This is a genomic window from Rhodanobacter terrae (assembly GCF_042657005.1).
Taxonomy (GTDB): Bacteria; Pseudomonadota; Gammaproteobacteria; order Xanthomonadales; family Rhodanobacteraceae; genus Rhodanobacter; species Rhodanobacter terrae.
In genome coordinates this window covers 1-12,868 of the sequence record NZ_JBHSNG010000023.1, presented here as the reverse complement: position 1 = coordinate 12,868, position 12,868 = coordinate 1, and the positions used below count along the sequence as shown (strand labels likewise).

12 protein-coding genes are annotated in these 12,868 nt (G+C 63.4%); 4 read left to right on the top strand and 8 right to left on the bottom strand.

The window, feature by feature from the left end; genetic code table 11:
• Positions 1-10: 10 nt before the first annotated feature.
• From bamB to ndk, 6 genes are all read right to left on the bottom strand, one after another.
• Positions 11-1,207: an outer membrane protein assembly factor BamB gene (bamB, locus tag ACFPPB_RS16525; RefSeq protein WP_377329086.1), complete on the bottom strand. Its 1,197-nt coding sequence runs from the start codon at positions 1,205-1,207 to the stop codon at positions 11-13.
• Complete coding sequence (locus ACFPPB_RS16520) at positions 1,204-1,854, bottom strand: YfgM family protein (protein ID WP_377329084.1); 651 nt, start codon at positions 1,852-1,854, stop codon at positions 1,204-1,206. The genes bamB and ACFPPB_RS16520 overlap by 4 nt, the downstream gene beginning before the upstream one ends.
• A gap of 152 nt (positions 1,855-2,006) precedes the next feature.
• A complete protein-coding gene (locus tag ACFPPB_RS16515) occupies positions 2,007-2,903 on the bottom strand; it encodes a helix-turn-helix domain-containing protein (protein ID WP_377329082.1) in 897 nt (298 codons plus the stop codon).
• Between the two features lie 98 nt (positions 2,904-3,001).
• Complete coding sequence (pilW, locus tag ACFPPB_RS16510) at positions 3,002-3,772, bottom strand: type IV pilus biogenesis/stability protein PilW (RefSeq protein ID WP_377329080.1); 771 nt, start codon at positions 3,770-3,772, stop codon at positions 3,002-3,004.
• A 7-nt stretch (positions 3,773-3,779) separates the two neighbouring features.
• Positions 3,780-4,931 carry a dual-specificity RNA methyltransferase RlmN gene (gene rlmN / locus ACFPPB_RS16505; protein WP_377329078.1) on the bottom strand — a complete coding sequence of 384 codons (1,152 nt, stop codon included), beginning with the start codon at positions 4,929-4,931 and terminating at the stop codon, positions 3,780-3,782.
• A gap of 67 nt (positions 4,932-4,998) precedes the next feature.
• On the bottom strand, positions 4,999-5,424 hold the full coding sequence (ndk, locus tag ACFPPB_RS16500) for a nucleoside-diphosphate kinase (RefSeq protein ID WP_377329076.1): 426 nt from the start codon (positions 5,422-5,424) through the stop codon (positions 4,999-5,001).
• A gap of 221 nt (positions 5,425-5,645) precedes the next feature.
• Between ndk and ACFPPB_RS16495 the strand changes: the two genes are divergently transcribed.
• The 3 genes from ACFPPB_RS16495 to ACFPPB_RS16485 all read left to right on the top strand — a co-directional run bounded on the left by ACFPPB_RS16495 (position 5,646) and on the right by ACFPPB_RS16485 (position 10,029).
• The gene (locus tag ACFPPB_RS16495) at positions 5,646-6,272 is read left to right on the top strand and encodes a TetR/AcrR family transcriptional regulator (protein WP_377329074.1); all 627 of its coding nucleotides are present in this window, start codon (positions 5,646-5,648) and stop codon (positions 6,270-6,272) included.
• Positions 6,273-6,319: 47 nt separating this feature from the next.
• Positions 6,320-8,707: a 3-hydroxyacyl-CoA dehydrogenase/enoyl-CoA hydratase family protein gene (locus ACFPPB_RS16490; protein ID WP_377329072.1), complete on the top strand. Its 2,388-nt coding sequence runs from the start codon at positions 6,320-6,322 to the stop codon at positions 8,705-8,707.
• Between the two features lie 116 nt (positions 8,708-8,823).
• The gene (locus ACFPPB_RS16485; RefSeq protein ID WP_377329070.1) at positions 8,824-10,029 is read left to right on the top strand and encodes an acetyl-CoA C-acyltransferase; all 1,206 of its coding nucleotides are present in this window, start codon (positions 8,824-8,826) and stop codon (positions 10,027-10,029) included.
• A gap of 144 nt (positions 10,030-10,173) precedes the next feature.
• Here the strand turns inward: ACFPPB_RS16485 and ACFPPB_RS16480 are convergent, their stop codons facing one another.
• Positions 10,174-10,755: a hypothetical protein gene (locus ACFPPB_RS16480; protein ID WP_377329068.1), complete on the bottom strand. Its 582-nt coding sequence runs from the start codon at positions 10,753-10,755 to the stop codon at positions 10,174-10,176.
• Between the two features lie 135 nt (positions 10,756-10,890).
• On the opposite strand from ACFPPB_RS16480, the gene ACFPPB_RS16475 reads away from it, so the two are divergent.
• Positions 10,891-11,061, top strand: a complete 171-nt coding sequence (locus tag ACFPPB_RS16475) for a hypothetical protein (RefSeq protein WP_377329066.1) — start codon at positions 10,891-10,893, stop codon at positions 11,059-11,061.
• Positions 11,062-11,258: 197 nt separating this feature from the next.
• Here the strand turns inward: ACFPPB_RS16475 and ACFPPB_RS16470 are convergent, their stop codons facing one another.
• The gene (locus tag ACFPPB_RS16470; protein WP_377329064.1) at positions 11,259-12,362 is read right to left on the bottom strand and encodes a hypothetical protein; all 1,104 of its coding nucleotides are present in this window, start codon (positions 12,360-12,362) and stop codon (positions 11,259-11,261) included.
• Between the last annotated feature and the right edge of the window lie 506 nt (positions 12,363-12,868).

Here is a 12,868-nt window from a genome sequence, read left to right as displayed (position 1 = left end):
GCGTCAGCGATCAGTGCGCGGACAGACGATAGGCGCCGATGTGGCCCTTGACGTCCTCGACATAGACGGTGTCACCCACCACCAGCGGTTGGGCACGGATCGCCTTCTTGGACAGACGCTCGCGACCGGCCAGCGCGCCGTCGCCGATTTTCAGCCAATGCACGTAGCCCTCCATGTCGCCGACCACGACATAATCGCCCTGCACCGCCGGACCGGTGATCCAACGGTATTTCAGTGCGTCACTCTTCCACATGTCGGCACCGCCGGTCTTGTCGAATGCCCACACCTGCGATACGTCGTTGGCGCCGACAATCGCATTGCCGCTGGACGCCAGCGAGTCGAAGCTGGAAAACGGACGCGACCAAAGCGGGCGGCCCGTTGGGCCGTCCACCGCCACCAGATTGCCGTGATAGCCGGCACCGTAGAGCGTGCTGCCATCGAGCAGGATCGCACCATCGACGTCGCTCAGCCGATCTATCTCGGTACGGCCTTCGCCGCTGGAGAGCTTCTGTTCCCACAGCTTCGAGCCATTGTCCAGGCGCAACGCCACCAGCTTGCCGTCGTCGCTGCCGAAAAACAGCACGCCATTGGCTACCAGCAAGCGGCCATTGCCGCGCAGGCTCAACAGCGGCACGATGCCCTGGTCATAGACCCAGCGGCGCTCGCCGGTCTTGCTGTCCAGCGCGTAGACGCGACCATCGCCGGTCCGTACCACCACCAGGTCGCCGACGACTACGGGTGACGTCAATACCTCGGACTTCAGCTCGGCCTCCCAGCGCGGGCTGCCATCTTTCGCGTTCACGCCGTAGACGTGACCATCCAGCGTGCCGACGGCGAGCAGATCGCCACTGACGGCCGGGCCGCCGGCGTACATTGCATCTTTGCGCTTCTTGTCGCCCCAGCCGAACCAGCCATGGGTGCTCGAACTCTTAGACCACAGCGTCTTGCCGTTGCTGGCGTCGATAGCGGCCAGCTTGCCGTCGGTGCTGTCGGCATAGAGCACGCCATCAACCACGGCCGGACGCAGACGGGCGCCGCTGTCGCCGGCACCGTCGCCCACTCGGCTACGCCACAGACGCGTGACTTGAACGGTAGGTTTGAAGTCCTTGGCCAGCGGAGTCGGCGGCTGGACGTTTTCCTTCTTGAACGAATGGCAACCGGCAAGGGTCACCAATGAAGCCAGCGTGATCAGCAAAAATCTTTTCATGCACCCTGCTTCCCGGCCACGGCCAAATCATCGAGTTTCATCTGCAAGGCGCCGCGTTGCGGCGCTTCCTGGGCCAACGTCGACAAGGCTGTCTGGTAGGCCTTGCGCGCATCGTCGGAGCGTCCAAGCTTGACCAGCGCATCACCGCGGAGTTCCTGGGCCAGTCCCTTGTAACTGTCGGCTGGCATGCGATCGAGCGTAGCCAGCACGGCGTTGCCGTTGCCGCGCGCCAGCTCGACCTGCGCGATGCGCAGCAAGGTCAACGACTTCAAGGCCGGATCGGCAGCGTGGCTCTCGGCCCACGTCAGCGACGCCTCGGCCTTGTCCAGCTGCTTGGCTTCCACTTGCTGCCTGGCACGGTCGCTGACGGCGAACACGGCGTACGGCGAACTGGGGTAGTCCTTCATCAACTGATCGGTCAGCTGTGTGGCGATGTCCGGCTTGCCGGATGCCCGTGCGATCTGCGCCTGCTGATAGAGCTGTGATGCCATGCCCACATTGCGGGCCTGGTGGTTGCGCCATTGCTGCCAGCCGAAGATGCCGACCAGGCCGATCGCGATACCGACGATGATCGACACACCATTCTCGCGCAACCATTTCTGAACCAATTCGCTTTGTTCGTACTTGTCGTATTCTTCAAATGCCATGCAATCACCATTCAAAAGGCTGCGTAGCCCGAGGCGCGTACACGGGCCTGCGGGCAAATAATGAGGAAAAGCCGATCGGGTCCGCTCGTTGCCGAGCGGGCAATGGACAAGCATAACCGAAATGGATTGTCCGGAACGCTACGGTATGGAGATCAGAGGCTGGCTGCGGAAGCCTTGCCATCCTGCATCTGCACGCGGAAGCGTGCCACGTTGGCATGCCGGAAATCATCCAGTCCCACTGGCTGGCCATCAATGCTGATCTGCGCGCCACTGGCATTGCCAATGCGCACATCCAGCGGCTGATCGCTGTGGTAGGTCTTGTTGCTGCCGGCGGGCAGCAGGCCGTATTCCAGGCGCGCACCGGCGCTGTCCACTACTTCGACCCAGCTGGCCGAACTCAGATTCAGACTCAGGCTCAGGCTGTGACCGCCGTTACCTGCCTCGACCGCCGGCACGACGGGTTTGACGGACGCCACGCTGTCATTGTCGAGATTCGGGAATGGCGCCATCGATGCCATCAAGGGCTCTTCCGGCCTTTGTGTCTGCGTGACCGGCGACGGCGACGGGACCACCCGGCTGGCGAGGCCGCCGGCAGCCGCGGTCGACGCTGCAGCCGGTGCATCCACTTGCGCCACCGGTGCGGCGTCCAGCGGGGACAGATGGCTGAGGTCGCGATCGAGCGTGCCGCGCACGCCCAGCCAGATCATCGGCACCACGATCACCGCCGTCAGCACAACATAGGTAGCGGCAGTGGCGTAGCGATCCAGCAGGAAACGCGAATGCGAGATGCCGCCGGTCGCCACCAACACCGGTTCGACCTGCTTGATGCGGTCGAGCTCGACCTGGATCGACGCCTCGTTGATGCCGAGGTGGCGCCCGTACTTGCCTATGTAACTGGCCAGATAAACCTTCGAGTCGATGCCGTCATACTGATCGCGTTCGAGTTGGCGCAGCACTCGTGCAGGCAATTTCAGGGTATGTGCGCAGGCTTCCAGATCCAGCCCGCGTGCTTCACGCGCCGCATGCAGACGATTGCCGAAACTGACCATGCGGGACTCCGTCGACGGCAGGTCCAGCTCGGGCAAATTGATGCCAAACAGATCCCGTTCATTCGCGCCGGGCGGAGTCGTTGGTGGCTGCATGGAGGTCATGGGCGGGCAGTGGTGTCTAGAGCGCGCGCCTGCTCCGAATCCGGGAACTGGCCGAGCAGCCGTTTGCTGTAATTGAGGGCACCTTCCGAGTTGCCCAGACGAGATTCAATGTCGTGACCAAGTTTGAGTGACGCCGCAGTCGGGTGGCCCAGCGCATCGAACCGCTGGATGAAAGCCCTGGCGCGGAACGCATCGTTATTCAGATAAAGCACATTCGCAAGCTGGAAGAGTGCCTCCGCGTTGTTCGGATTTCGCGCGATAGCGTCACGAAAACTCGATTCGGCGCCCTTGGCGTCATTGGCACGCATCTGGCATACGCCTTCATTCGTCAGCGCTACATCGGGCGTCTGGTAGAACGGGTCCGCCACCGCTTTCCGGAAATACCCGTTCGCCTCCGCGATTTTTCCCGTGTGGCACAGGAATACGCCGAGATTGTTGTTCGGCCCGCCCTTGGCAGGCTCCAGCTCCACGGCCTTGCGGTAATGCTGCTCGGCTTCGGGCAGCTTGTTGATGCGCTCGTAGATCACCGCGATCACCGTATGCGCCGGCGCGTAGTTGGGGTCGAACTGCAGCGCCTTGGTCACTTTCTCCAGCGCCGTCTGCAGGTCGCCGGAGTCCATGTAGCGCTGGGCCAGCTCGGTATGGATGCGGGCGGCGTTCACGGCCTGGGAGGCCTTATTGGATTCGGGCATGTTTTTGCCCAGCGAATTGCTGTCGGTCCGGGTGGTCATGCATCCGGCCAACGGCAGCAGCAGACTGAAGATCAATACCCGGTCAAATCGCATGCAATGCCTCCTCGTCGTGACGCTTGCGAAGATCGGCGCTACGCCGGGTACGATCGGTCACCTGTCCGGCCAATTGACCGCAGGCGGCATCGATATCGTCGCCGCGGGTGCGCCGCAACATGGTCAGCACACCGGCGTTCAACAGCTGGGTCTGGAAGTCGCGAATGTCATTCGAGTCCGAGCGCTCATAGCGGGTGCCGGGAAATGGGTTGAACGGAATCAGGTTGACCTTGCAGGTCGGCAGCTTGCGCATCAGCTTGATCAACTGGCGGGCATGCTCGGGCCGGTCGTTGATGCCCTTCATCAAGGTGTATTCGAACGTGATCGAGGTGCGCGGCTTGCGCGCGACCCAGCGCTGGCAGGCGGCCAGCAGCTCGGCGATCGGATAACGCTTGTTGATCGGCACCAGCTCGGTGCGCAGCTCGTCGTTCGCCGCGTGCAGCGACACCGCCAGCGACACGTCGATGGCGTCGGACAACTGGTCGATCAGCGGCACCATGCCCGCAGTCGACAGCGTGACGCGTTTGGCGGCCAGGCCGAAGCCCAGGTCGTCGCGCATCAGGCGCATCGCCCGCACCACATTCTCGAAGTTGGCCAGCGGTTCGCCCATGCCCATCATCACCACGTTGGTGATGCGCCGATTCTGGTGGGTGATATTGCCAAGGTACTTCGCCGCCACCCACACCTGGCCGATGATCTCGGCGGTGGACAGGTTTCGGTTGAAGCCCTGCGCCCCGGTCGAGCAGAAGCTGCAGTTCAGCGCGCAACCAATCTGCGAGGACACGCACAAGGTGCCGCGGGTCGGTTCGGGGATGTACACCGTCTCGATCGCGTTGCCGCTGTCCATGCCCAGCAGCCACTTGTGCGTGCCGTCGGTGGCTGCCTTGTCCAGCAGCGTCTTCGGTGCGCCGATGTAGCAGACCTCGGTGAGCTTGGCGCGCAGCGCCTTGCCCACGTCGGTCATGTTTTCGAAGTCGTCTTCCAGGTCATGGTAGATCCACTTCATCACCTGTTCGGCACGATACGGCTTCTCGCCGATCTGCGTGAAGAAATCACGCAGACCCTGGCGATCGAAATCGAGCAGATTGACCTTGGCGACGGAGCCGGTCGGGTCAGATGGAGTGGCGATGACCTGGTTCATGTTTTTTGAAGAGTGCGGCCATGGATGACCGCTTTCTGATCCTGGCGTTGAAGGACGAACGCACCGGTTAACGAGACAGCACGTCCGTCGCGGCAAAAAAATAGGCGATCTCCACCTTGGCGGTGTCGACCGCATCGGAACCATGCACGGCATTGGCGTCGATGGAATCGGCGAAGTCGGCGCGGATCGTGCCCGGCGCGGCTTCCTTCGGGTTGGTAGCGCCCATCAGATCGCGATGAGCCAGCACGGCGTTCTCGCCCTCGAGCGCGGAGATCATCACCGGACCGGAGATCATGAATTCCACCAGCGCCTTGAAGAACGGACGCTCGCGGTGCACGGCATAGAAGCCTTCGGCCTCCTGGCGCGACAACTGCTTCATCTTCGCGGCGACGACCTTGAGGCCGGCCTTTTCGAAGCGGGCGTAGATTTCACCGATGACGTTCTTGGCGACGGCGTCGGGCTTGATGATGGAAAGGGTGCGCTCCAGCGCCATACGGGTCTGCTCCGGGAAAACGGATTGGGGAAAAGGGGCGTGCCGGCTCCAAGGCCGGCAATGAGCTAAATCTGACAGGGATTACGGATTTAGCTCCGGAAAGTTTGACAGATTCTAACTCATACGCAAGTAACCCGCTGTTTGCAACCCGCACGGTTTGACGGCCGCCGAGCTGTCCGCGTATGCTCAAACGATCGTTTGAACCGGCCCATGGCCGATGGATGGTTCCGCTCGTGAACAGCTCCGGCTCAACCAAGGAACGGATTCTCGGCGCGGCCGAAGTCCTGTTCGCCCAGCGTGGCTTCGACGGCGCCTCGTTGCGCCAGCTCACGACCGCCGCCGGGGTCAACCTGGCCGCGGTCAATTACCACTTCGGCTCGAAGGACAAGCTGGTCGAGGAAGTGTTTCGGCGCCGGCTCGATGCGCTGAATGCGAGCCGGCTGGCCGCCCTGGCCAAGGTCGCCGGCCGTGCCGACACCACCTTGGAAGATGTGCTGGCTGCCTACATACGCCCCGCGCTGGATTTGTCTCACGACGGCAACGGATCGCTCTTCATGCGCGTGTTGGCGCGTGCGTTCGCCGAACACGACGACACCTTGCGCCAGTTCCTGTCCGCCAACTACGGCCATGTGATGCGCCAGTTCACCGCCGAATTCGCCCGCCTGCTGCCGCAGCTGAGCAAGCCGGAGCTGTACTGGCGCATCGATCTGGTCACCGGCGCGCTGACTCACGCGATGTCCGGCTTCGGCATGATCCAGCGCCAGAAAGACGTCAGCGAAAACGCTCATCGCGAAGAAACCGCGCGGCACCTAATCCGCTTTGCCGTTGCCGGCCTCAGCCACCCCTGATTTTTCGCCTCAACCGCCTCATTCTTGTTTGTACCTCGGAGAAGCCAATGACCGCTGCATCGTCAACCCATCCCGCACTGCGCATCCGCAAGGCCGCCGTGCTGGGCGCCGGTGTCATGGGCGCGCAGATCGCCGCGCACCTGACCAACGCCGGTGTCGAAACCGTGCTGTTCGACCTGCCCGCCAAGGAAGGCCCGAAGAGCGGCATCGCGCTGAAGGCCATCGCCAATCTCGCCAAGCTCTCGCCTGCCCCGCTGGCGGACAAGAACTTCGCCGCCGCGATCATCCCCGCCAACTATGACGAGGACATGGCGCAGCTGAAGGACGTCGACCTGGTGATCGAGGCGATCGCCGAGCGGATGGACTGGAAGCTGGATCTGTACAAGAAGATCGCGCCGCATCTGTCGAAGACTGCGATCCTTGCCTCCAATACCTCGGGCCTGTCGATCAACGGCCTCGCCGAGGCGCTGCCGGAAGAAATGCGCCACCGCTTCACCGGCGTGCACTTCTTCAACCCGCCGCGCTACATGCACCTGGTCGAGCTGATCCCGACCAGACTCACCGACCCGGCCGTGATCGCTGGCCTCGAAGCCTTCCTGGTCACCACCGTCGGCAAGGGCGTGGTGATCGCCAAGGACACCCCGAACTTCATCGGCAACCGCATCGGCGTGTTCTCGATGCTGTCGGCGATGTATCACACCGACCAGTTCAAGCTCGGCTTCGACACCGTCGACGCGCTGACTGGCCCGGCGCTGGGCCGCCCGAAGAGTGCGACCTACCGCACCGCCGACGTGGTCGGCCTGGACACCATGGCGCACGTGATCAAGACCATGGCCGACACCCTGCCGGACGATCCGTGGCACCAGTACTTCAAGGCGCCGGTGTGGCTGCAGGGCCTGATCGACCAGGGCGCGCTGGGCCAGAAGACCGGCGCCGGCTTCTACAGGAAGCTCGGCAAGGACATCGTGGTGCTCGATCCGGCAGCAAAGGATTACCGCGCATCCGAACAGAAGCCGTCCGACGAGGTCGCCGCGATCCTGGCGATCAAGGACCCCGCCGAGAAATTCGGCAAGCTTCGCGCGTCCAGCGACCCGCAGGCGCAGTTCCTGTGGGCCAGCTTCCGCGACCTGTTCCACTACACCGCCTATCACCTGGCCGATATCGCCGACACCGCCCGCGATGTGGATTTCGCGATCCGCTGGGGCTACGGCTGGAAGCTCGGTCCGTTCGAGACCTGGCAGGCCGCCGGCTGGCAGCAGATCGCCGGCTGGATCGACGAAGACATCACCGCCGGCAAGGCGATGAGCAAGGCGCCGCTGCCGGCGTGGGTCACCGACGGCCGTAAAGGCGTGCATGGCAAGGATGGCTCGTACTCGGCCGGCGCCAATGTCGACAAGCCGCGTTCGCGGCATACGGTCTACCAGCGCCAGCTGTTCCCCGATCCGCTGATCGGCGAGAAGTTCGACCAGGGCACCACCGTGTGGGAGAACAACGGCGTGCGCCTGTGGACGCTGGGCGACGACGGCGTCGGCATCCTGTCGTTCAAGACCAAGATGAACACGGTCAACGACTTCGTGCTCGACGGCGTGCAGCACGCGATCAAGCTGGCCGAGGAAAAACTCAAGGCCGTAGTGATCTGGCAGACCGGCGAACCGTTCTCGGCCGGCGCGGACCTCAAGGGCGCGCTGAGCCTGCTCAAGGAAGGCAGGATCGCCGACTTCGAGAAGATGGTGGAGAATTTCCAGCGCACCAGCATGGCGATCAAGTGCTCGCTGGTGCCGGTGGTGGCCGCCGTGCGCGGCATGGCGTTCGGCGGCGGCTGCGAGTTCCAGATGCATTCGGCACGCACCGTGGCGGCGCTGGAAAGCTACATCGGCCTGGTCGAGGCCGGCGTCGGCCTGCTGCCAGCCGGTGGCGGCCTGCATGAGCTGGCCGTGCGCGCCGCCAAGGCGAATCCGGGCGACCCGTTCGAGGAACTGAAGAAGGTGTTCGAGACCGTGGCGATGGCCAAGGTTTCCGCCAGCGCGTTCGAGGCGAAGAACCTGGGCCTGCTGCGCGACAGCGACGTGGTGGTGTTCAACGCCTACGAGCTGCTCTACGTGGCCAAGAAGGTGGCCAGTTCACTGGCCGAAAGCGGCTATCGTCCGCCGCTGCCGGCCCGCGCGATTCCCGTCGCCGGCGATGTCGGCACCGCCACCTTCAAGGCCTCGCTGGCGAACCTGCAGGCCGGGTACTTCGCCTCCGAGCACGACGTGGACATCGCCACCCGCATCGCCGACACCTTGTGCGGCGGCGTGATCGAGCGCGGCTCGACGGTGGACGAGGAATGGCTGCTGGCGCTGGAGCGCAAGCATTTCGTGGAGCTGGCGCAGACCGAGAAAACCCAGGCCCGCATCGCCCACACCATGACCACTGGCAAACCGCTCAGGAACTGACCGCGACCTGCTTCCTCCCCTTCAAGGGGAGGGCTGGGGTGGGGATGGTTGTTCCCACGCCGCGACCAAATCACACGCCCGCTTCCGCGCATAGCGCGAGGGCAACGGAGAACGAAATGACCAAGCAAGTGCAAGACGCCTATATCGTCGCCGCCACCCGCACCCCGGTCGGCAAGGCGCCGCGCGGCGTATTCCGCAACACCCGTCCCGACGACATGCTCGCCCACGTGATCCGCAGCGTGATGGCGCAATACCCCGGCATCGACCCGCACCGCATCGGCGACGCCATCATCGGCTGCGCCATGCCCGAGGCCGAGCAAGGCATGAACGTGGCGCGCATCGGCGTGTTGCTGGCTGGCCTGCCCGACACCGTGCCCGGCGTCACCATCAACCGCTTCTGCTCGTCCGGCCTGCAGGCCGTGGCGATGGCGGCCGACCGCATCCGCCTCGGCGAGGATGACCTGATGCTCGCCGGCGGCACCGAAAGCATGAGCATGGTGCCGATGATGGGCCACAAGATCGCGATGAACCCGGCGATCTTCACCAACGAACACATCGGCATCGCCTACGGTATGGGCATCACCGCCGAGAACGTGGCCAAGCAGTGGAAGGTCAGTCGCGAGCAGCAGGATGCGTTCGCGCTGGAAAGCCATCGCCGCGCACTGGCCGCCCAGGCCGCCGGCGAGTTCAACGACGAGATCAGCCCGTTCCTGCTTGATGACCATTACCCCAACCTCGACACCCGCAGCATCATCACCGACAGCCGCAGCATCGGCACCGACGAAGGTCCGCGCGCCGGCACCACGCTGGAGGTGCTGAGCAAGCTCAAGACCGTGTTCCGCAACGGCCAGTTCGGCGGCAGCGTTACCGCCGGCAATTCCTCGCAGATGTCCGACGGCGCCGGTGCAGTTCTCCTCGCCAGCGAAAAGGCGATCAAGGAATACAACCTGCAGCCGCTGGCCCGCTTCGTCGGCTTCTCCGTCGCCGGCGTACGTCCCGAAGTGATGGGCATCGGCCCGAAGGAAGCGATCCCCAAAGCGCTCAAGCAAACCGGCATCACCCAGGATCAGCTGGACTGGATCGAACTCAACGAAGCCTTCGCCGCCCAGGCCCTCGCCGTGATGGGCGACCTCAAGCTCGACCCCAGCAAGGTCAACCCACTCGGCGGCGCCATCGCGCTGGGCCACCCGCTTGGCGCCACCGGCGCGGTGCGCATCGCTACGCTGGTGCACGGCATGCGCCGCAGGAAGCAGAAGTACGGCATGGTGACGATGTGTATCGGTACCGGCATGGGTGCGGCGGGGATTTTCGAGGCGTTCTGAACGCCTCCACCGGTCATTCCGGCGAAGGCCGGAATCGCTATTCAACAACGAAGCTGGTCATCCATTGACCTGAAATAAAAGCGGCGCCGTAGCGATACGGCGCCGCTTTCGTATCAAGTACCTATGCCCCGGTACTTTGGATCATCAACCATGAGCCGGACTCGCATTGAGATCAGCAATGAGCTGACGCAGGATGTTGTCGATCGCCAGCTTGGTGGACTGTTGCACAGCATTCTTCATGGCAAATGCGCCACCCCAGAACATCTTGCCGCCCTGTGTGGTCCCGTCGGTCTGATACACCTTGCTGAAAACATCCTGATTACCACGGCGGTAAGTGACTTTGAGCGAGACATGCGCCCCAAGTTCGACATAGGTGTAACTTTGCAGATCGAAAACGAGCAGGTCGTCATTGGGGCTGCCATCGTCGAATTTCGCCAGCTTGCCGAATGCAACCTGCACATCATGCGACTGCAAGGTGTCATCCAGGATCTGGCCAAACTGCACTACCCAGACGTTCGCATAGCCGGCCATCGCGGAGCGGAACTCATAATGATTCGCGGCAGTTGCTGGCGAAATCGTGTATTCCGATGCAGCCTTGGTGGGCGGAAGCTGTGACGCACCCTGATTGTTGATTAGGTACTGCGGATAGTCTTTCGCCACATCGTGTCTGATCGAACACCCGGACAGCAGCAAAGCCGCTGCAAACACAGCAAGAAGTGTCTTCATGTTTCCTTGTTCCCTGTCTTTGCCATAACTGCAAGAACCGCAACAACACCGGCACTTGGTGTATGCGGCATACTTCTCACCCCATCAGGAGTATGCATGAGATCGTAGTTGGCGATGTTCCATGCAGCTACCCGCATGGACGATCGCGAGGGTTCTGCACGGTTCAAGAGCGAAGCGTTTGCGCGTCTCTCACGCGCGGTCAGCGCGCTGGGCAGCGAAGCCGGCTTTATCGATGTCGACCAGACCGGCGGCCCGATCGACCCGCGTACCCATGCCGGCACCGGCGAGGCCCGATTGGCCGGGTGAAGCTTCCGCTTCAATGAGCGCAGTGGATTTTGCGAAGCGCGCGCAGCGATCGACCAAGGCAGAAAGCGGAAACGGCATCGTAGCGATACGGCGCCGTTTCTGCGTTGGCGACCTGGAATGTGCGCCGTTGCTTCATTTCGATGCGAGCGCCTATTCGACTTGCAGACGTCGATCCGGAAACTGTCGCCTTTGAATGTTCAGTCCGTCGGCCACGGCGCGGCTTTCCAGCAAGCGCTGTAATACTTCTTCAAGTCTTCCCTGACCGGATCGAGTTCGAACACGAAGCCGTTGCGGAATGATTTGTTCCTGCCGTCGACCCAGGCGCCGATGGTGCGTGCGAGCAGCAGGTGGCCTATCTGCGTCGGTGGATAGTCATGCGTCATCGTCAGGGAATCGTTGACGGCGCGGGCACCGCCGGGCGGCTGCAGCAGCGTCTCCTGCCGGTTGATCTCGATATAGGCGAGTGTGCCGCGCCGCAGGATCTCGCGGGCGGCTGCGGCTCCGACCATGTCGAACGAGGTGACCGTGAGCTGGCCGGGCCGGCACTGGATGACCAGCCGGTGGTGGCCGTTGCGGTCCACCTGGTCGAGCGTCACCGACGGCGCCGGCGGCGACAGCAACGACTGCACCGTGAGCGGGAGCCGGGCGTTGTTGGCCAGCCCCGTCGAGGTCAGCTGGTCGGCCGTCAGCCACACCACCGGATCGCGGGACGTTGCCAGTGTCGTGGCGAAGGGACCGAGATTGATACCCATCTCTTTCAGGTACGCAGCGACCTGCTCCGGCTCCGGCGTCTGCGCGGCCATCGCTTGGTGGGGAGCCAGGCCGATGCGGTCGCTGCCCGTGGGCGCCCAGCGGTAGAGCCCGCCGAAGTACGCGTAGCTGCACGCACCGGCGCAGGTGGCCGTCTTGCTGATCTTCGTTGCCAGCCGGCTGCGCCGTGGCGTGCCCAGGTGGGTGACCATCGCGCCCTTGCGGAACAGCCGCCCCAGCGCCATGCCGGCACGCAGGTCGCCGCTGGAGGCATTGAGGTAGATGTCGGAACCGCGCGGGATCTTGCCTGCCGCCACCATCGACTCGAACCGTTGCGGCGCGTCGGCGTCGATGACGCCATAGAGATAGACCTGCGGCACCTTGGTGATCGCCAGCGTCATGCGGTCGTTGTTGAGCTGGATGGACAACCGTCCGGCCGTCGGCCCTTGCGCACTTGCCGGCGCTGGCGTGCCGGCGTCATGTGCATGCGAGCCCGCCGCCACCAGGCAGCCGAGCAGCCACAGGGCGCAGGGCGTCAGGTATCGGCGCAACCCGCGCCGACTGGAAGAACTTTCAACCGCGTGACAGTGATGCACTGCTGCTCCCGGGATTCAAACCATGAAGTCTCTGTCGTTGCAGATGTCCTGCGAGTGAACGCGGTATGTTGCGGATGCGGGGCGAGTGTGCCCTGCACGCCCGCATCACGCGGGCCAGTGCCTAGTGCACACCAGCGCCTCAGCCTTTCTCACGAAATGATGCGACCATCGCAACAGGACAGAGCCGGCTGTCTACGCACCCACCCACCTGACGCAAGCATTCGCAGGACCGCACACAGTGCGCCAGCGTCGGTCGTCATCCAGAGCCACAGCATCGACTGCGCGGGCACTACGTCCGTCGCAGCGTGGAAAGTTGTTCCCGTTTCAAGGCCTTACACGTTTACCTCCGGGGTGATACGCCAAACGGGGACTGACGAGCGTTTCGCACCTGCTGACCCAGTGGGCCAAGCACTACCGCGAGCTTCGTTCGCACACCCAGCAGGACATCCCCGTGAAAAAAA

What these genes read in the sequence shown, in the direction of transcription:
- ACFPPB_RS16475 (WP_377329066.1), top strand. Translation starts at nt 10,891, where the DNA reads ATGGACGATCGCGAGGGTTCTGCACGGTTCAAGAGCGAAGCGTTTGCG.
- bamB (WP_377329086.1), bottom strand. Translation starts at nt 1,207, where the DNA reads ATGAAAAGATTTTTGCTGATCACGCTGGCTTCATTGGTGACCCTTGCC.
- ACFPPB_RS16520 (WP_377329084.1), bottom strand. Translation starts at nt 1,854, where the DNA reads ATGGCATTTGAAGAATACGACAAGTACGAACAAAGCGAATTGGTTCAG.
- ACFPPB_RS16485 (WP_377329070.1), top strand. Translation starts at nt 8,824, where the DNA reads ATGACCAAGCAAGTGCAAGACGCCTATATCGTCGCCGCCACCCGCACC.
- ACFPPB_RS16490 (WP_377329072.1), top strand. Translation starts at nt 6,320, where the DNA reads ATGACCGCTGCATCGTCAACCCATCCCGCACTGCGCATCCGCAAGGCC.
- ACFPPB_RS16515 (WP_377329082.1), bottom strand. Translation starts at nt 2,903, where the DNA reads ATGGTCAGTTTCGGCAATCGTCTGCATGCGGCGCGTGAAGCACGCGGG.
- ndk (WP_377329076.1), bottom strand. Translation starts at nt 5,424, where the DNA reads ATGGCGCTGGAGCGCACCCTTTCCATCATCAAGCCCGACGCCGTCGCC.
- rlmN (WP_377329078.1), bottom strand. Translation starts at nt 4,931, where the DNA reads ATGAACCAGGTCATCGCCACTCCATCTGACCCGACCGGCTCCGTCGCC.
- ACFPPB_RS16480 (WP_377329068.1), bottom strand. Translation starts at nt 10,755, where the DNA reads ATGAAGACACTTCTTGCTGTGTTTGCAGCGGCTTTGCTGCTGTCCGGG.
- ACFPPB_RS16495 (WP_377329074.1), top strand. Translation starts at nt 5,646, where the DNA reads ATGGTTCCGCTCGTGAACAGCTCCGGCTCAACCAAGGAACGGATTCTC.